At 66.4% G+C, this 19,303-nt stretch carries 15 protein-coding genes; 8 read left to right on the plus strand and 7 right to left on the minus strand.

The annotated features are described in order from the left end of the window. Window positions 1-61 precede the first annotated feature (61 nt). The 5 genes from G6N07_RS09265 to G6N07_RS09285 all read left to right on the plus strand — a co-directional run bounded on the left by G6N07_RS09265 (window position 62) and on the right by G6N07_RS09285 (window position 8,205). A complete protein-coding gene (locus G6N07_RS09265; RefSeq protein ID WP_225892154.1) occupies window positions 62-646 on the plus strand; it encodes a hypothetical protein in 585 nt (194 codons plus the stop codon). 166 nt (window positions 647-812) lie between these two features. Beyond that, complete coding sequence (ccsB, locus tag G6N07_RS09270; RefSeq protein WP_064872607.1) at window positions 813-1,784, plus strand: c-type cytochrome biogenesis protein CcsB; 972 nt, start codon at window positions 813-815, stop codon at window positions 1,782-1,784. Between the two features lie 104 nt (window positions 1,785-1,888). Then, complete coding sequence (locus G6N07_RS09275; RefSeq protein ID WP_064872610.1) at window positions 1,889-4,069, plus strand: acetyltransferase SucT; 2,181 nt, start codon at window positions 1,889-1,891, stop codon at window positions 4,067-4,069. 756 nt (window positions 4,070-4,825) lie between these two features. Beyond that, on the plus strand, window positions 4,826-7,384 hold the full coding sequence (locus G6N07_RS09280; RefSeq protein WP_064872613.1) for a heavy metal translocating P-type ATPase: 2,559 nt from the start codon (window positions 4,826-4,828) through the stop codon (window positions 7,382-7,384). Continuing rightward, window positions 7,381-8,205 (plus strand): adenylate/guanylate cyclase domain-containing protein, encoded by an 825-nt coding sequence (locus tag G6N07_RS09285; protein WP_064872615.1) that lies wholly within the window; start codon window positions 7,381-7,383, stop codon window positions 8,203-8,205. The genes G6N07_RS09280 and G6N07_RS09285 overlap by 4 nt, the downstream gene beginning before the upstream one ends. Window positions 8,206-8,625: 420 nt before the next feature. Here G6N07_RS09285 and G6N07_RS09290 read toward each other — a convergent pair whose 3' ends face one another. Beyond that, the gene (locus tag G6N07_RS09290; protein ID WP_064872618.1) at window positions 8,626-9,582 is read right to left on the minus strand and encodes a L,D-transpeptidase; all 957 of its coding nucleotides are present in this window, start codon (window positions 9,580-9,582) and stop codon (window positions 8,626-8,628) included. Window positions 9,583-9,757: 175 nt separating this feature from the next. Between G6N07_RS09290 and G6N07_RS09295 the strand changes: the two genes are divergently transcribed. Together G6N07_RS09295 and G6N07_RS09300 are read left to right on the plus strand one after the other, a co-directional pair. Continuing rightward, entirely contained in the window at window positions 9,758-10,531 is a 774-nt protein-coding gene (locus G6N07_RS09295; RefSeq protein ID WP_179959968.1) for a cytochrome c biogenesis CcdA family protein, read from the plus strand. A gap of 114 nt (window positions 10,532-10,645) precedes the next feature. Beyond that, window positions 10,646-12,574: a bifunctional copper resistance protein CopD/cytochrome c oxidase assembly protein gene (locus G6N07_RS09300; RefSeq protein ID WP_064872674.1), complete on the plus strand. Its 1,929-nt coding sequence runs from the start codon at window positions 10,646-10,648 to the stop codon at window positions 12,572-12,574. Between the two features lie 570 nt (window positions 12,575-13,144). Here the strand turns inward: G6N07_RS09300 and G6N07_RS09305 are convergent. From G6N07_RS09305 to G6N07_RS09325, 5 genes are all read right to left on the minus strand, one after another. Next, window positions 13,145-13,804: a DsbA family protein gene (locus G6N07_RS09305; protein ID WP_064872623.1), complete on the minus strand. Its 660-nt coding sequence runs from the start codon at window positions 13,802-13,804 to the stop codon at window positions 13,145-13,147. A gap of 154 nt (window positions 13,805-13,958) precedes the next feature. Beyond that, window positions 13,959-14,561, minus strand: a complete 603-nt coding sequence (locus G6N07_RS09310) for a hypothetical protein (protein ID WP_179959969.1) — start codon at window positions 14,559-14,561, stop codon at window positions 13,959-13,961. A 6-nt stretch (window positions 14,562-14,567) separates the two neighbouring features. Next, on the minus strand, window positions 14,568-14,930 hold the full coding sequence (locus tag G6N07_RS09315) for a DUF3703 domain-containing protein (RefSeq protein WP_263858058.1): 363 nt from the start codon (window positions 14,928-14,930) through the stop codon (window positions 14,568-14,570). Between the two features lie 88 nt (window positions 14,931-15,018). Further along, window positions 15,019-17,136 (minus strand): heavy metal translocating P-type ATPase, encoded by a 2,118-nt coding sequence (locus G6N07_RS09320; RefSeq protein ID WP_064872627.1) that lies wholly within the window; start codon window positions 17,134-17,136, stop codon window positions 15,019-15,021. After that, a complete protein-coding gene (locus tag G6N07_RS09325; RefSeq protein ID WP_064872630.1) occupies window positions 17,129-17,515 on the minus strand; it encodes an ArsR/SmtB family transcription factor in 387 nt (128 codons plus the stop codon). The genes G6N07_RS09320 and G6N07_RS09325 overlap by 8 nt, the downstream gene beginning before the upstream one ends. Window positions 17,516-17,786: 271 nt before the next feature. Here G6N07_RS09325 and G6N07_RS09330 point away from each other — a divergent pair, with 271 nt between their 5' ends. Continuing rightward, complete coding sequence (locus G6N07_RS09330) at window positions 17,787-18,548, plus strand: serine hydrolase (protein WP_064872679.1); 762 nt, start codon at window positions 17,787-17,789, stop codon at window positions 18,546-18,548. Here the strand turns inward: G6N07_RS09330 and G6N07_RS09335 are convergent. Further along, window positions 18,545-19,144: a methyltransferase family protein gene (locus G6N07_RS09335; protein ID WP_064872681.1), complete on the minus strand. Its 600-nt coding sequence runs from the start codon at window positions 19,142-19,144 to the stop codon at window positions 18,545-18,547. The genes G6N07_RS09330 and G6N07_RS09335 overlap by 4 nt on opposite strands. Window positions 19,145-19,303 lie beyond the last annotated feature (159 nt).

Raw genomic sequence — 19,303 nt, forward strand, 5'->3', positions numbered from 1 at the left:
CGCGAATGATGGTGAAGAGCGCGCGCTATCTATGCCTGATGGGCGGCAACCGACGAGACGCTTGCAGGCAGACGCAGATTCGACCGCCGGTCAGGCCTGGGCCGGCTGGTGGAACGCGCTGGCGGATTACATGATCCGGGGAGACTTCGAGATGGCCGAGGTGATGTGGGAGGCCGCCGAACCCTGCCTTTCGGCGGCGCAGCGTTTGGCGGCACTCACGGCGCCACACGCCGGCGAGCCGAGCCTGGCCATATTGGTGGTGGTCACCGCCTTGTCCCGCAGCGGCCACGCCCTGCCGTCCGACCTGCACGTGGAGTTCCACGACTGGTTGCGTCAGCATCTAGGTGCAGCGTCGCACGCCGAGTGGTCCCTTCTCGAACTGCGCGTCATGGCGGCCGACGTGAAGGCGACTGCCGACGTGGCCATGATCGACGGACGTTACGGCGACGCGACCCTGTGCTACTTCGTTCTCGACGACGCTGGTGTGGCGGATGCCTCCCAGGAACAGCAAGCCGACGCGTTGAAGAGATGGCTTTTGGCCAACCGGCCGAGCCCATCGCTCCGAACGGACATGCGCCTCAATGGATTCGGATATCTCCTTGAGGACCTCGAACCTCCGCCATGCGCCGGGCCAGGCACGCAGTGACCGTTTGCGGGTCGCGGCAGCCGACCGCCGGCCGGATCGAACGGTGTGAAGCGACATCGGACTCGCCGACACGATCGCACGGAGGTGAGAGCGGAGGCAGACGAGTGGGGTTGTGGTTTAGCTACGTCACGCCGAGAGCCTTCAACGGCAACATGAGAATCCCGTCGTGAACGCAGTTGGCACACGGGTATCGCTGGCGCTTTATTCGGACTGGGCGTACACGTCGGCGATGGTCGGACTGGTTCTCGCGTTGTTGGTGCTGGCGGCGACGTTTGCGAACAGCCGGAGTCAGGCACTCGAGAGGTCTACGGCGTCCGTGGGAATAGCGCCCGACAGCCCACGTCCGGGTGTCGTCGCCGACGTCCCGAGGCGGTCGGTCGTGGAACGTGCGGAGCGTGCTGGAGTTGCCCTCGTCGTCGTGGGTGCATGGTTCCTGCTGGTGTGCATCGTGCTGCGTGGCCTGGCCACCTCGCGCGCGCCGTGGGGCAACATGTACGAGTTCATCAACCTGACCTGCTTTTGTGGGTTGGTGGCGGCGTTGATCGTGTTGCGGCGTCGTGATCTTCGGCCGCTGTGGGTGTTCGTCCTGGTTCCGGTGCTGATTCTGCTCGCGGTGTCGGGCAAGTGGCTGTATACCGACGCCGCGCCGGTCATGCCTGCGCTGCAGTCGTATTGGTTGCCCATTCACGTGTCGGTGGTGAGCCTTGGCTCAGGGGTGTTTCTCGTCGCCGGTGTGGCGAGCATTCTCTTCCTAGTGAAGACGTCGCGGCTGGGTGACCCCGGGCGCGAAGGACTATCTGCGGGCGTCGTGTCCAGGTTGCCCCATGCGCAGGTCTTGGACCGAATCGCCTACCGCACCACCATTTTCGCGTTCCCGGTCTTCGGGTTCGGCGTCATCTTCGGCGCGATCTGGGCCGAGGAGACGTGGGGACGCTTTTGGGGATGGGACCCCAAGGAGACGGTGTCGTTCGTCGCGTGGGTCGCGTACGCGGCGTATTTGCATGCCAGGTCCACCGCGGGGTGGCGTGACAGGAGGGCTGCATGGATCAACGTGGCCGGCTTCGTGGCGATGGTGTTCAATTTGTTCTTCATCAATTTGGTGATTGCTGGGTTGCACTCGTACGCCGGGGTGGGCTGACACCGGGGCCACAGCGTGCGCACGTACCCAACAGACCCATCTCATGTCGCCGACGTCATGACCGCGGCTGAACTGACGACTCCCGCGGTGTCGTGTCAACGACTATGTTGACCTTCGCCCCACCTCGGACGGTCACGCGTACCGGTTCGGGGCCCCCGGCGCCTACCTCGATGGGCACCAGGGCGTCCGGATTCTACCGTCATGACCTCGACGGCCTGCGCGGCATCGCCATCGCCCTGGTCGCGGTGTTCCACGTGTGGTTCGGTCGGGTCTCCGGTGGCGTCGACGTCTTTCTCGCGCTGTCCGGATTCTTCTTCGGCGGCAGGCTGCTGCGCGCCGCCCTCACCCCGACCGCATCCCTGGCACCCGTACCCGAGATGCGCCGCCTGGTCCGGCGCCTGCTCCCCGCGCTGGTGGTAGTGCTCGCCGCGTCTGCGGTGCTGACGATCCTCGTCCAGCCCGAGACCCGGTGGGAGACGTTCGCCGATCAAAGCTTGGCGAGCCTCGGCTACTACCAGAATTGGGAGCTGGCGAGTACCGCGTCGGACTACCTGCGCGCCGGCGAGGCGGTCAGTCCGCTGCAGCACATCTGGTCGATGTCCGTGCAGGGCCAGTTCTACATCGCATTCCTGCTGCTGGTGTTCGGCCTAGGCTTCCCGTTGCGCCGCCTCCTTGGCAGGCACCTGCGGATCTGCCTCGTCGGTCTGTTGTCGGCGCTCACCATCGCCTCGTTCGTCTACGCGATCATCGAGCATCAGGCCGACCAGGCCACCGCCTACTACAACAGCTTCGCCCGGGCCTGGGAGCTGCTCCTCGGTGCGCTGGCGGGGGCGCTGGTGCGCCACGTCCGGTGGCCGATGTGGCTGCGGACCACCGTCTCGGTGATCGCGCTGGCAGTGATCCTGTCGTGTGGCGCGTTCATCGACGGCGTCGCGGAGTTCCCCGGACCGTGGGCGCTGGTGCCGGTCGGGGCGACCATCCTGTTCATCCTCAGCGCCGCCAACCGCGCCGCCGATCCGCGTTTCGCCAGCGGCGACGGCCGGTTGCCGCTGCCCAACCGCCTCCTGGCCACCGCACCGTTCGTCTCCCTAGGCGCGATGGCCTACTCGCTGTACCTGTGGCACTGGCCACTGCTGATCTTCTGGCTCGCCTACAGCGGACACACCCAGGCCAACCTGGCCGAGGGCGCGGGTGTCCTGCTGGTCTCCGGTGTGCTGGCCTGGTTGACCACCCGCTTCGTCGAGGACCCGCTGCGGCTGCGCGCCACGAGTGCGCAGAAGGCCAAGTCCGCCGTGCCGCTGCGCACCCGGCTGCGCAGGCCCACCATTGTGCTCGGCTCGATCGTCACCCTGCTGGGCGTGGCCCTGACCGCGACGTCGTTCACGTGGCGCGAGCACATGACGATCCAGCGCGCCAACGGCAAGGAACTGTCCGGCCTGTCGTCTCGCGACTATCCCGGCGCGCGAGCGCTGATCAACAACGCCAAGGTCCCCAAGCTGCCGATGCGGCCCACGGTCCTCGAGGCCAAGGACGACCTGCCGCAGAGCACCACCGACAACTGCATCAGCGACTTCGCCGACCCGAGTCTGCGCGAGTGCACGTACGGTTCCGAGATCGCGACCCGCACCATCGCGATGGCCGGCGGCTCGCATGCCGAGCACTGGATTACCGCACTGGACCTGCTCGGCCGACGCCACGGCTTCAAGGTCGTGACCTACCTCAAGATGGGCTGCCCCCTATCAGCAGAGCGGGCGCCCCGCATTCCGGGGTCGGGAGAGCCGTACCCGCAGTGCTTCGACTGGGTCCAAGCCGCCATGCGCGAGATCGTCGCCGATCGGCCAGATTACGTGTTCACCACCGTGACACGACCACGGGACACCCGGCCCGGTGACGTCATGCCAGAGGCATACCTGCCGATCTGGCAGGCGTTCGCCGACAACGGGCTCAAGGTGCTTGGCATGCGCGACACACCTTGGCTGGTCCGCAACGGCGACCCCTTCGTTCCGAGCGACTGCCTTGCCAACGGCGGCGACGCGACGACGTGCGGCACGCCACGAGCACTCGTCCTCGACGACGTCAATCCCGCTGCGAATCTCCCGAAACGTTTCCCGCAGATGAACATGATCGACATGAGCGGCGCGCTGTGTCGATACGATTACTGCCGAGCCGCCGAAGGAAACATTCTGATCTACCGAGATTCTCATCACCTGTCGGCCACGTACGTACGCTCCTTGGCGCCAGAACTCGGGCGCAGGATCGGTGCTGTGACCGGATGGTGGCCCTAGCTGAGTCCTGACGCGCGCACTTCGGCGCCTCCCAGCTACGGGACAGCCTGACCTCGGAGACGCCGACGGGTGCGCCAAGCATCGAGGTGAGCGCACCACGGGTCGTTCTCAAGTGAGGCCGTCAGGGCTCCCTCGCTGCCGGCGTTCTTTCCGAGCGGTTCACGCTTCCCACCCCGCACACTCGAACCATCGCGACGCCACCAACAAGTACTATGTAGCTACGTAGGTGATGCGGCCGCGGAAACAGTTCTCATGATTCCGTTGCGGCGGCCGACACTAGACAGGGGGGAGAGGCCTCGCCGTTGGCAGGCCCAGGGCACGGCATATGCAGCTGATCCGGGGCGGTGCGGAATCAACACGACGGGCCGCCGCTGACGGCGAGATGGTCAGTGCCCTCGTTGAGTGGGCCGTGGCGCGCGGGTGGACGGCGCGGACCAGTCCCGATGGGTGCTGTCACTTCTACGACCCCCAGGGTGAACCCCCAGGGTGAATACGTCGCCTACTGGCCGTCGAAGATTTCCACGAGCCCCGGTCACCGTTGGTAGACGTTTGGGCTCCGATCATTCGTAGATGTGCCGGCATCGCCTCGCGACGCAGACAAGAGCGTCGCTACCCCGCTGCGTGCGGGCGCTGGCAGCGCTGCTCGCTGTCGGTGACGGCCGAGCGAATCTGCAAGTCCGAATTGTCGATTTTCACCACTAGGCCCGGCCATCGGAGTGTTGCGCGCAGGCAAGGGTTGACGAGTCATATGCATACATGCGTATTATTGCATGCATGACAGATCGCGACGGTGGGACGGTGAGCCGGCGCGGCGCCGACGGCATGCGCGCTAATGAGACTCTGGCACTCGACCTCGCAGCGCTGCTTCCCGGTAGCGACGAGCGCTGCACTGACCGGCTGACGCGCGGCCTGGGGGACGATGGAGTTATCGAACGGGTCCACGTCATCGATGGCGACACGTCGGAACCCCGCCTGTGCGTGCACTACGACGCCGAGGCTGCCACCGCAGCAGAAGTGCAGCAGCGGGCTCTGCGGGCGGCCGACACGATCAGATCGACGTATGGGCACCTGCGGTGGTTGACCACGGGCACTCATGACGATGAGGCGCTGCGAACTGCGCTCGTCGACACGCTGTCTTCGATTCCTGGCGTCGTCGCCGCAGCGGCGACACCAGATTCAGTCGAGCTGGAGTTCGAGCGGACGACGGTGACCGCCCAGGAACTCGTAGACGTGATCGCCGCGCAGGGTGCGCCGTCGGGGAGCGCCGCGGACGTCGACGCCGCCGTCGCGCACGACGGAGACGGCGCCGACCATCAGCACGGTCACGGCGGGATCTTCGGCGAGCGCACCGAACTGGTCTTTGCGGGACTGGCGGGCGCCCTGCTACTCACGGGCTGGTTATTGGCCGCCTTCGCCGATACGCCGCGTTCGGCCGAGGTGGTGGTCTACGGCCTGGCGTTTTTCTTCGGTGCGTTCTTCACGGTGCAGGAAGCCTTTGCCAGTGTGCGGCAGGGCCGGTTCGAGATCGACTTCCTCATGCTCGTCTCCGCTGCGGGTGCGGCGGCGCTCGGCGAAGTCGCCGAAGGCGCGCTCCTGCTGTTCCTCTTCAGCGTCGGACACGCACTCGAGGGCTATGCGATGGGCCGGGCTCGCCGGGCGATCGAAGCGCTCGCCGAACTCGCCCCCAAGACGGCGCTGGTGCGGCGCGGCGGCACGGGCGACACCGTTGAAGTGTCCGTCGCGGACCTGCGCATTGGGGACATCGTCGTTGTGCGCCCCAACATGCGTCTGGCCGCAGACGGCTTCGTCGTGGCAGGCAGCAGCAGCATCGATCAAGCCCCGGTGACCGGGGAAAGCGTCCCCGTTGACAAGATCCCGGTTTCGGACGTGGCGGCAGCCGCGGCGTCACCCGAGCTCATCGACGCGGCATCACGGGTGTTCGCCGGCACCATCAACGGCGCCGGCGCCATCGAGGTTCAGGTGACTCGGCTCGCCGGTGACTCCACCCTGGCCCGAGTGGTGCGTCTGGTGGCCGAGGCGCAAACCAAGACCACTTCCACGCAGCGCTTCACCGACCGGTTCCAGCGCATCTTCGTGCCCGTGATCCTGGTGGGTGTGGTGCTGCTGCTCTTCGCCGGGTTCGTGGTCGACGAGCCGTTCACTGACACGGTGTACCGGGCGCTTGCCGTTCTGGTGGCGGCCAGCCCGTGTGCGCTGGCGATCGCCACGCCCAGCGCGGTGTTGTCGGCGGTAGCGCGAGCGGCGCGGGCCGGCATCCTGATGAAGGGCGGTGCCGCGTTGGAGGAACTTGGCCGGGTCAGCGTGCTGGCCTTCGACAAGACCGGCACCCTCACCGAGGGGCGGCCCCGGATCGCCGATGTCTGCGCCACCGCAGACAGCGACGACGCCGAACTGCTGCGGATCGCCGTTGCCGTTGAGGAGCAAAGCGACCATCCGCTCGCCCGAGCTATCGTCCGCGACGGCCGCGAGCGTCTCGCCGGGGCGGTAACACCCCGCGCGACCGACGTCCGTGCCGTGATCGGCCGCGGCATCGTCGCGTCCGTCGAGGGGGTCGAGGTCTGCATCGGCAAGACCGAGTTGTTCACCGACGCCGCTCAGCCCCCGCCGGCTGAGCTGGCGGCCGAGGTGAATCGTCTCGAACAGGCGGGCCGCACGACGATGCTCGTCCGCGCGGGCGACCGCTGGTTGGGCGCGATCGGATTGATGGACCTTCCTCGGCCGGAGGCGTCGGCGGTCATCGCGCGTCTTGCCGCACTCGGCGTGAAGAACACCGTGATGCTGTCGGGGGACAACCAGCGGGTGGCCGATGCCGTCGCCGCCGAAGTCGGTGTCGCCTACGCCCGCGGCGATCTGATGCCCGAGGACAAGGTGGCCCAGATCGCCGCCCTGCGGGAACGCCACGGCCGCGTCGGGATGGTCGGCGACGGCGTCAACGACGCGCCCGCAATGGCCGGCGCGAGCGTGGGTATCGCGATGGGGGCGGCGGGCTCCGACGTGGCGTTGGAGACCGCTGACGTTGCGCTGATGGCCGACGACCTGCGCGCGTTGCCGTTTGCGGTGAGCCTGAGCCGCCGCTCCTCGCGCGTCATCAAGCAGAACCTGTGGGCAAGTCTCGGAATCGTCGCGGTCCTCATCCCGGCGACGGTCTTCGGCCTGGGCATCGGTCCCGCCGTGCTCATCCACGAAGGCTCGACGCTCATCGTCGTCGCCAATGCGTTGCGCCTCCTCGGGATGCCTATGCAGTCGGTCACCCCAGCAGCGCCGCGCGTTGAGCGTGCAGAAGAGACGCCATGACGATCGACCCGTCCGGTGCCGCAGATGAATTCGAGCATGCCGACGTGAACACGGTGGTCATTTTCGTGGACATCGCTGGGTTCACTGCGTTCACCGAAACCCACGGTGATCATCGCGCTGCCGAACTGGCAGATCGGTTCGCCACCACAGCTGCCAGGGTCCTCGGGCCCGGCGACGACATGGTCAAGACCCTCGGCGATGCCGTGATGATCACCAGTTCGGACCCCACCGCGGCGCTGGCCTTCCTCCGGCGACTCCACGACGAGACCAGTCGCATCGACGGCTTTCCATTGTTGCGCGCCGGCCTCTGTGTTGGGCCGGTGGTGAAGCGCCGCGGAGACGTCTTCGGGTCGACGGTCAACACTGCAGCCAGACTGGCCGCCGTCGCCCGGCCAGGCCAGATTGTCGGCAACGCCGCGGCCGCGGCCGCGCTACGGGGAACCGACCTCCTGGCGATGACGTCGTTGGGCCCGCTTCGGTTGCGGAACGTCGGTGCCCTGGTGGAAGCGTTCGCCCTCGACGTCGGAACCCGCCACCAGGAGCACGTCGATCCGATATGTCGGATGCACGTTACGACAGACGCCCAACCGTTGACGATCGCGCACGAGGAAGACACTTACCGGTTCTACTTCTGTTCGACGGCCTGTTTACGCCAATTCGCGCGTCGCGTCGGTGAAGTGCGCCCGCCCTCTGGCGATGAGGACCCGACGCCGACCACGCAGTCGTTCGTCGGTGAAATTGCGGCGCACTTCGGCGCGCTGGCGTCCTCACCGCGCGGGCGGAATGCCGAGTCGACCTCACCTCCGTCAACCTCCTCGTAGAGGGCGGAAGATGACGTCGTGTCACGAATAGTGTTCGCCGACAACGTTATTCGCTTCAGGACCTGACCGGTCACCCGGTGGCGGGAAACGGACCCGCTGCTCATCGACACCCATCGCCGAGGGACGGTGGTTTCCTCGATAAGTCGCCGACATGGATCGTGTGTCGTGGCGTGAGCGCGCGTCATACTGGCGCTGCCGCGTTCGATGAAACCACCGACGGCCCTGGACGAGGACAGGGCCGTCAGCATCGTCTGTGCGGGATGGCGCTGCCGAGGACCTCTATGGGTACCGGGTTACGATCGGTGGGGAGCGCGTTTGGTGATGTGGGTGACGATCGCGCTCTTGGTCTTGCGCGCGCGGTCTTGCGAAGGTGCCGAGCGGGGTGCGGCGTGTGACCGCTGGGCGTTTCTGGCTTGGACGTCAGATCTGCCAGTCCTGGGCTCCGTCATTTTCGTCGTAGATGCCGACGGAGTTCTTGACGACGACCGGGTCCCCGCTGCCGAAGTTGTCGTAGAACCATTGCGCATTGGCTGGACTCAAATTGGGGCACCCGTGGCTGACGTTGCGCTTGCCCTGATCGGCGACTGACCAGGGCGCGCCGTGAACGAAGATGCCGGCGTTGTTGATGCGCACCGCGTCTTTGACCTTGAGCTTGTACCCCTCGGCTGCGTCGATCGGCACACCGTAGGTGGAGGAGTCCATCACCATGTCCGCGAACTTCTCGAGCACGTAATAGGTGCCGTTGGGTGTTTCGTATCCCGGCTTTCCCAAGGACACCGGCATGGTCTTCTCCAGTGTGCCGTTGCGCATGACCTCCATTTGGAGGGTGGCGTTGTCAATAGTCGCCACCAACGAGTCGCCGGTGCGGAAGCTCGATTTCGTGCCGCTGGCATCGATGCTGACCGTGGTGTTGGCGGGCCAGAAGTCGATGGGCCGCCATCTGAGTTGAGTCGCGCTCATCCAGTAGAACTTCCCGGGAACCGCGGGGGTGGAGGAGATGTGGACGGCTTGTTCAGCCAGCGTGCGGTCGGCGATGGGCCGTTGGAAATTGATGATGATGGGTTTGGCGACGCCGACCGTCGAGCCGTTCGTCGGGTTGAACGTGGGGGGAGCAAAGACCGGTGGGCCGAGGTAGGGCGCCGGGTTCTGGCCGGCGGGTGTGTCTTCGGTAGCCGTCGGCGATGGGCCGGGAAAAGTGCCGGATAGCGGTGGGAGGAAGGGATTCGGCGCTGCCGAGTCGGGGACCGTGAGGGGGTCGCCGGGTGCGGGCACGGGTATCTGTGGCTCGGCGGAGGCCGACGGCGCCGTCAGCACGGTCACAGCCGCTAGAGCGGTCGTCATCATGGCCAAGATTTGCCTGGCTGCCGAGCACCGCATACGGGCCTCTCCGTTCCACTGGTCGCCCACCGATGCTCGCGGCGGCTGACGACGATTTGTTGCTACGTAGTTTAATAGTAGATGATGTGGCGTCTCGGGCGCCGCAGTGTGGCTGCGGAACTGCGTCGTCGATGCGTGAATTCGGAAACGGTGGATGCGGAGGGTGTCGGACTTCGTGGATGGTGTCACCGCGATCGCTACGTCTGGTCACGTGCTCCTCGCGGTGTTCGTGTCGGCGTTAGCTGGGTTGGTGTCGTTCGCGTCGCCCTGCGTCGTACCTCTCGTACCCGGGTATCTGTCCTACCTGGCCGCGGTGGTTGGCGTGGATGATGACCAGGCGCGTGCCCAGCCGCCGGGCAGGGCACGTCTGCGGGTGGCAGGGGCCGCGGGGTTGTTCGTTGTCGGGTTCACGGCGGTGTTCCTCATGGGAACCGTCGCGATTCTGGGACTGACGACGACGATTATCGCCAATGGGGTGCTGTTGCAGCGCATCGGCGGAGTCGTCACGATCGTGATGGGTCTGGTGTTCATGGGTTTCATCCCTGCGCTGCAACGCGACGCGCGGTTTACGCCCACGTCGTTGTCCACGCTGTGGGGTGCGCCGCTCCTGGGGGCGGTGTTCGGGCTGGGCTGGACCCCGTGTTTGGGCCCGACGCTGACGGGTGTCATCGCTGTGGCATCTGCCACCGAAGGGCCCAACGTCATGCGCGGCATCGTGCTCGTCGTCGCCTACTGTGTGGGTCTGGGCGCTCCGTTCGTGCTGTTCGCGCTGGCATCCGGACGGGCAATGAGGGCACTGGGCTGGCTGCGACGAAACGCTCGGCGAATTCAGGTCTTCGGCGGCGTGCTCCTCGTCGCGGTCGGCATCGCCCTGCTGACCGGGCTGTGGAACGAGGTGGTGTCATGGGTGCGCGATGCGTTCGTCAGCAACACCACACTTCCGATATGACGCAGTCGCTTTCGAGCCCTCCGCGCCGTCGCTCTTTCCGAGGACACCTGTGCTGATCGTCAAGCGCCGAGGCGGTCATGGCGAATCGACCGCGGGATCGGAATGGGGACGGTGATGGCCACGTCTGCTGCCCCCCGACGCTGGGTCGTGCGGGCTGTGTTGCTCGGGGCTGCACTGCTAGCGGGCGTTACCGCTGCCGCGATCGGCGCCCAGGCACTGCCCGAGGCGCTGGCGGTGACCGGGCTGAGCGATCCCGGGCCGATCACCACCTACGGGCTGTCCTTCCTGCGCGCCGCCGGAGAGATCGCTGCGATGGTGGCGATCGGACACTTCCTGTTCGCGGCGTTCCTCGTTCCGCCGCAGGCAAGTGGAGTGCTCGGCGTCGACGGGTACCGGGCGCTTCGGATCGGCGCTGCCGCTTGCGCGATCTGGGCGATGTGCGCTGCGCTGTTGGTGGCGCTGACGATCTCCGACGTGTCGGGGGTGCCGTTGACCGAGCTCACACCGCTGGACATATGGTCGGCGGCCGACCTCGTCGAAACCACCGCGGCGTGGCGCACCACCTCGATTCTGGCAGCGGTGGTCGCGGTAGCGAGCCTGCCGGTGCTGCGGTGGTCGTGGACGCCTGCCCTCCTGGCGGGCGGCCTGGCGACGTTGATGCCGCTGGCCGTGACAGGGCACTCCTCGTCGGGCGGCTCACACGACATCGCGACCAACAGCCTGATCATTCACCTGGTTGCCGGGACATTGTGGGCCGGCGGATTGCTGGCGCTGCTCGGGCACGCGCTGCGCGGCGGCAGCCACACCGACATCGCCGCCCGGCGTTTCTCGGGTCTGGCGCTGTGGTGCTTCGCGTCGATGGCCGTGAGCGGATTCGTCAACGCGGCGGTCCGGATCGACGTGTCGACCATCTTCGACAGCACCTACGGGCTCCTCGTCGTGGGCAAGGTGACAGCGCTGGCCGGCCTCGGTGTGATCGGCTGGCGACAGCGGCGGTCGTCGATCGTTGCGCTGCAGCGTGATCCGACGTCGCGCCGACCGCTGCTGCGGCTCGCACTCACAGAAGCCGCCCTGTTTGGCGTCGCAGTCGGCCTGGCGGTCGGGCTCGGTCGCACGCCACCGCCGCCCGTGACGCGCGAACCCGTTCCGGCCGAGGCTGCGCTCGGCTTCGACCTCACCGAGGCGCCGACGATCGCGCGGGTGTTCGTCGAATGGCGGTTCGACCTGATCTTCGGCACGGCGGCGGTCGTCATGGCCGGCATCTACCTTGCTGCGGTGTATCGGCTGGCTCGCCGCGGTGCCCCGTGGTCGACGCGGCGCACCGTATCGTGGCTGATCGGCTGCGTCGTTTTGCTGTTCGCCACGTCGTCAGGACTCGGCATGTACATGGCGGCGATGTTCAGCATGCACGCCGTCGCTCAATTGGTGCTCACAATTGTGGTGCCGGTGTTGCTCGTGCAGGGCGCACCGGTGACCCTCGCGCTGAGGGCCTTGCGGGCAGCCGAACCCAATGCGGTGCCGGGGCCACGCGAATGGCTGGTCAGCGCGCTGAATTCGTCACTGCTGCGTTTTATCGCTCATCCGTGGACGGCGCTGACGCTTCTCGTGGTGGGCCTGTACGGGCTCTGCCTCGAAGTGGTTCTCGATGCTGCCGTAAGCGAACATGCCACGCACATGCTGATGATCGGGTACTTCCTGCTCAGCGGTGCACTGTTCTTCACCGCCGTCGGCGGCGTCGAGCCGCTGGTGCCACGGCCGATGCCCAAGCGGGGCCGGATCGCGATGCTGTTTCTCGCGCTGTCGCAGTTCATCATTGCCGGGGTCGTGGTGATGAACATGCGTGAGGTTCTCGGTGGCGCCTTCTACCGCTCCTTGAAACTGAGCTGGCATGCGAACTTGCTGGGCGACCAGCGGCTGGGAGGTCAAGTGATTGCCGCCGGCGGGGTTGTGGCAATGCTGGCGGTGCTCGCGGTACTGATCGCGCGGCGCCGCCGCTCGACTGCGATCGAGCAGAGGACGGCTGCGCCGAGCCTGGGCTCATGACGACGAGGACCGCATTGTTGGCATAGCGGCTGCAGCACATTGGTCTCGGGCTAGGCGCGTGCGCGGCCCCGACCCGGTATCGCGCAATGTTCTCGCCCGTTCACAGGGACGCCCTTCTCCCTTTCGGGCCATGCCCAGGCCGCCGGATTGTCCCGTCTGCGGTGAGAGCTCGGGCGCCGACCACAGCACCCTCGAGCCGTGTTCGTCAGGATCCGGCAGTCGGCCGATCAGATGACGCGGGGCGTGGGGTGCGGGGCCCGGCCGCCGCATCATCATCATCATCATCCGAACCAGTGCAGCTGGCCAACCGCTTGCATCTCGGACTGATGGTCGCCCACCACGCAGAGGCGATTCGAGATGGCGCGTACTGAGGTCGAAGCGAGATATCACCGCGACGGACCGACTTCGCGCAGAAGGCATCTCCCTGTCACCCAACGCGAGATCGGTGTACTGCGGTCGATGTCGACCCCTCAGATCGCCGTCGACGCGGGGTGCTGCTTTCATGTTCGCGCCCGCACACGTCCCGAGGTATGGAACCGGTGCGCCGAGAGCTTTCGGCAGTCACCGCGGCTATCCGTTCAATGCCTGTTCGACTGCGGCCTTCAAGTCGTCGTAGCTCCTGAATTCCACTTCGGTTCCGTCGATGAAGAAGGTCGGTGTGCCCTTGACCCCGAGGGCCTTGCCGTCAGCGACATCGACATTGACACGATCGAGTGTGGCGGGGTCGTTGTAGGCGGCATCGAACGCCGCCATGTCGAGCCCGAGTTCGGCTGCGAATCCGCGGAATCGGGAGTCCGCAGGAGTTTGTTGTTCGCCCCACTCGCTCTGCGTCTCGTACATCTTCTTGTACATCGGTTCGAACTTGTCCTGTTGGGCGGCCGCCTCGACCGCGCGCGCCGCCCGCTCTGCGTTGAAGTGAGACTGAATGGGGAAGTAGCGGATGACGAAGTTGACGCGGTCCCCGTACTCGGCGCGCAGCTGTTCGACCATCGGGAAGGCCGCGCGACACGCTTCGCATTCGAAGTCGAGGAACTCGACGAAGGCGACATCGCTGTTCGGCACGGTGGTGAGGCGGCGACTGTTGTCCCGGACCAGCTGACCGACGTCTTCACCCTGGCCTTGCGCGGAGGTCGGGGCGTCCTTGTCCTGGGCCGAGAGATACACGCCAACCCCGATGATCATGGTGATGACCGCGAAGACGGTCAGCAGAATGCGTGTGAGAGGTGCCATTGGAATGCGTCCTTCATCAGTTTCACCGAACGTCTGTGATGCGCCGGCGCAGCCCCGTACCGCAGCACCGACCCGAACCGCGCCCGCGGTTGAGCATCGCGTGTCCGACTATATACGGAGGAAGACCGTAGATCGGTCATGCCTTCGGCTGGCGCTAGATCGGACGCTGGGGCGCGGATTCGATGGACGGCCGTCGAGTGAGACGCCACATTCCCCACCAGGCGACCGGTGCGAGAGCGACGACGGTCCACATTCCGGGCACGTAGCCGGCCCCGCCGGGATCGAGCCACGGGAACACCGCAAAGTGCGCCAACTCCGTGAGGCCCAAAGAGGCGAAGAACGTCCATGCCAGGTATCGGCCGATCGGGCGGCCGCGCCGCATGAGGACGGGAACCAACAGCCAGGCGCCCGCGGAGACGGCGACGAGCAGCACAACGGGCACCGAGTTCACCGCAGGGGTCGGCACACCCGTGACCGCCGCTAGGAATGCGAAGAACCCCATCTGCTTCTCTTCGACGCGGTGGGCCAGGAACAACAACAGGGCGATCCAATACGGTGCGCGAATGTCGGCCCAGCCGCCGCCACTCGGCCACACCAGCCACAGAAGCAAGCCCCCGACGAACCCGGCGGTAAAGATGAGCATGGTTGCCAGCCCGAGCGCCCAATAGCCCACGCTCAACGCCGCGGTCGTTAGCGCGACTGCGGCGGCGACGGCCGGCCACGGCCGCGTGTTCTGGTTCGACGTCGTGACCGCCATTGTCCTTCAGTCCCTTCGCCCGCCCACGAGTGCGGCAAGATCGGCGGGCGCGGCCATCGGGGTCATGAGGCCCGCGTCGACCCGATCGGTGTTGCCCCCGGGATAGCGCACGGTCAGCGATCCCGGCGCAGCGACAATCAGGCGAACAACCTGGCCGAAAGCTTCGCGACGGTCTCGGTGGCGCAGCGCCAAGGCCAGCATCGCCGCGTGATTGCAGGTGTGTAGCCAAGGGTCGGGTTGCGACACGATGTGTGCCCGTTCCCAATGCCGCCACCGCTGCCTGGCGGATGGTGTGCGCTTTGCAGCGGCCATCTCCCGCCGATACGCCTCCCGGGGGCGGCGCGACGGCGCTGCGCCCGACCGGCACAGACGACGAGTGTGCGCGGTGCTGCTCAACACCAATTCCGGTTCGGCAGTAGGTCGATCGCCGCGGCGAAGGCATTTCGCGGTCGCACCATCACCAGTGGTGTTCACTTCGACGGGTCGACTCGTCACGGGGATTCGTGGGTTCCGCAGCGCAGCAGGTGCATCCGCCGCTGCAGGTTTCCCGACGATCAAGGACCACCGGTGCGGGCGCCGGCGTCGGGGCGCAGCAGGCATCGACGGGTGTCGGGGAGGTGGGGAGGGTGACGTGGTGCGCCGCCGCTGCAGCTATCCGCTGCGGTTCGACGCCGGGTAGGGGATGGGTGCGTGCGGCGCGGATCGCGTTGAGGATGACGAGTACTTCTGCCGCCTCGTGGATCAATACCACGGTGGCCAGCCCGAGAACCCCGAAGGCGGCGAGGGGAATGAGGATGGTGATGATCGCCAGCGACAGTCCGATGTTCTGCAGCATGATTTTGCGGGCTCGGCGGGCGTGAGCGAGGACTTGGGGGAGGTGACGCAGATCCTCGCCCATCAGCGCGACATCGGCGGTTTCGATGGCGACGTCGGTGCCCATCGCGCCCATAGCAATGCCGATGTCGGCGGTGGCCAGTGCGGGGGCGTCGTTGACCCCGTCGCCGACCATGGCGATGGGCCGGCCGCCGGAGAGTTCGGACAGCAGGCGTGCTTTGTCTTCGGGAAGCAGGTCGGCGTGCACGACAGTGATGCCGGCGGCTTCGGCCACGGCCGTTGCCGTGCGGGAGTTGTCGCCGGTCAGCATCGCGGTGGTGATGCCCAGCTCGTGTAGTTGCCGTATCACTTCCGGCGCTTCGGGGCGCAGCTCGTCGCGGACCGCGATCGCCGCCACCACCACGGTGTCGCATTCGAGCAGGACCACTGTCGCCCCGGCCGATTGGAGGCGCACGACGTCGGCGGCGAATTCTCCGGCCGCGACCCAGCCCGGCTTCCCCAGACGGATCCTGCGACCGTCGACGCGGCCACTGATGCCATGGCCGACAACGGCGGTCACGTCTTCAGCCGCGACGATGTCGCGGCCTGCAGCGTCGGTAATTGCCCGGGCCAGGGGGTGCCCACTACGGGACTCGACTGCGCAGGCGAGGCGCAGGGCTTCGGCCTCGCTGACGCCGCTGGCGGTCACCGTCTCTATCACTTGGGGGCTGTTTCGGGTCAGCGTGCCCGTCTTGTCAAGGGCAATCACGGCGATGCGTCCGAGTTCCTCGACGGCGGCGCCTCCCTTGACGAGGGCGCCTTGTCGACTGGCAGCGCCGATGGCGGCCACAACGGTGAGTGGCACAGCGATGGCCAGAGCGCAGGGTGAGGCGGCGACGAGGACCACGAGCGCGCGTTCGAGCCACAGCATCGGCTCGCCCACCAGCGCGCCAAACGCCGCAACAGCGGCGGCCAGAACCATGATCGCTGGGACGAGAGGGCGGGCGATCCGGTCCGCCAACCGCTGACCCGCACCCTTGCGCTCCTGAGCCTGTTCGACGATGTGAACGATGCGGGCGAGCGAGCTGTCGGCGGCGACGGCGGTGACGGCGACTTCGACCGCCCCGCCGCCGTTGATCGCACCGGCATGCACCTCACCGCCGGGTCCTGCCTCGACTGGAACCGATTCTCCGGTAATCGCCGACACGTCCAAGCTGGTGCGACCGGAGGTGATGACGCCGTCGGTGGCGGCACGGTCTCCTGGCCGTAACACCATCACGTCGTCGATGAGCAAATCGTCCGGGCGCACAGGGATTTCGTGGCCGTCGCGGATCACGGTCGCCGATGGCGGCACGAGCGACAGCAGGGCGCGCAGGCTTCGGCGGGTTCGGGTGACGGCGTAGTGCTCGAGTCCTTCGGCGATGGAGAACAGGATTCCGAGCAGCGCGGCTTCTTCGACCTGTCCAAGCGCCACGGCGCCGACCGCGGCGATCGTCATCAGCGTGCCAACGCCGACGCGGCCGTGTCGAAGACTGCGAACGGCTCCCGGCGCGAACGTTGCGGCCCCGGCGGCAACCGCCGCGAGCTCAAGCCCCATGCCGATGGAGGAAAGACCGCTTCGGTGCAACGCCCAGCCGCCGAGGAGCAACGCCGCCGCCAGGGCCGCCAGCTGCAGTTCGCGGACTCCCCACCACTTGTCCGGTCCCGATCCGGGCTCGGTGTCGACTCCATTGGCCGCGGGCCCGCAGCATGGGTCAGACATGGCGTGCCTCGGAGGCCGGTTGGCGGTATCCGTGCGCCAGCACGGCCTCGGTCAAGGATCGGCCGCGGTCGGTGAGTCGGTACATCACCATCCGGGCTTGCCGCCGAGAAGTCACCAGACCGGCGATCTTGAGCTGCCGCAGGTGGTGGGATACGAGGTTCTGCGACTGCCCGACCACCCAGGCCATGTCACATACACACAGTTCCTCGCCGGCAAGCAGCGCTGAGGCGATGGTCAGTCGCGTCGGGTCGCTCAGAGCCCGCGCTGCGGTTGCCAGTGATTCGGCGTCGACGAGTAACGGTAGCCGGGAACGAATTCGCTCGGCATGGGGCAGGTCCAAGCACAACAGATCGCAGTGATCAAGCTGCGGCTCGCTCATCCGAACATACTAACGAACGTTGATATCGCCTGATAGGGGTGGGACTTCACGGGGGCCGGCGTGTCGGCGGAGCTGCACGCCGCCCGCGTCGAACGCGACACGCGCCGACGTCGGGCTACCTACTGCGTGCCAGGCACACCTACAATCCGCCGGCCTGAATGTACGGAGATGGATAGTAGGAACCGGTGCTTACCCGGCGTGCCGTCGGCCCTGATGCCCGTGGGGCTGACAAGCTATGCGCGTGCGAGCCGTCGTCACCGGACTTGTCGCTATGACCGTGTTGCTCTGCGCGCCGACACCCGTCGCCGCCGCTGAGATCGGACAGCGCATCGCACAGGCAGACGCCTACCTCGCCACTCGTCCCGGCACGGTGGGCTACGTGCTTCGCGACCGGACGACCGGACAGGCTCACCGCAACGACGCGGCTACCACGATGATGTGGACCGCATCCACTATCAAGCTAGCGATGGTGGTTGATTTGTTGACTCGGGCTCGCGCCGGCCAGATCGCCTTGACCCCGGCCGACCGCCAACTCATGGCCAACATGATGCACTCATCGGACAGCGACGCTGCCGATACGCTTTGGGAACGCTACAGCGGACCCGACAACATGACGTTCAACCGCAATTTCGCCACGTACGGACTTACCAGCCTGCAACCGCAGCAGGGGTTCAGCGGCACCTACCCGTACTGGGGTTTCCAAAAGGCCACGAGCGAAGACCTCGACCGGCTGATGAACTACACCCTCACCAGCTTGCCTGCGGCCCAAACCGCGGCCATCGTGTCGGAGATGCAACACCTCGACGCCAACCAGCAGTGGGGAGTGTGGGGAGCGGGCGCGGCCATGACTCCCGGCAACAAGAACGGGTGGTCCCAAGAACAGGGCGGCTGGGTCGTCAACAGCGTCGGTTTCGCCGGCCCTCGACAACGGTACACGTTGGCGATCATGAACTCGCTCAACGGCGAAGGCGCCTACGACGACGGCGTGGAAACGACCACGCGGCTGGCGCAGATTCTGCTGGCGCCCGCTTAGCGGGATTCACCACCAACGGACCTTGGAAAACGTCCCAGAACAGGGAGGAACCTGCCGACGGCTTGACCATAGGACCGGTAGGCGTCCCCGTGCGTGTGAACGAGGTATGGCTCCTCCACCACGCGGACCTGCAATTCGATCGCCACGACCAGAAGAATCAATGCAGCCAGCGCCAACACATTCGGGACCATCAACGCCACGCCGGTCGCGAACGACAGCATCGCCGTGAAGATCGGGTTGCGCACGACCGCGAACGCGCCGCGGCGCACCAGAGTCGTGGACTCCTGCACATCGACGCCTATCCGCCACGAATTACCCATGTCGTTCTGCGCGTACAGCGTTCCGGCGAGACCCCCGAGTGCCAACACGGACCCTAATACCTGAAGCCCCCAGACCTCGAAAGCAGCGAGTGGGGCTAGCACGCCAAACACCTGCAAAGCCGGCGCGAGGAGGCCGAGCACCATGGCCACGACGAAACCGACGCCGGCGGCCCATTCTGGTGAGCCCGGCCGGCCGCTGATTCCGTGGAAGCCGGTGGAACCAGTAAGCCGATAGTGGCGCCAACTCCGCCAGCCGAACCCGAGTGCGACAAACATCAAATACAGAACTAGAGCACTTATCGCAGCCACCACAACCACCTCCAAAGTCAAACGTATGCAAACATTGCAATATGTGCAACTATCCGAAGGATGAGAGCGATCCGCAGGCCCGGCGCTAACTCTGATGGCGCGAGTCGCGTAAGCCGCCATATCCCC

The organism is Mycolicibacterium doricum (genome assembly GCF_010728155.1).
GTDB lineage: Bacteria > Actinomycetota > Actinomycetes > Mycobacteriales > Mycobacteriaceae > Mycobacterium > Mycobacterium doricum.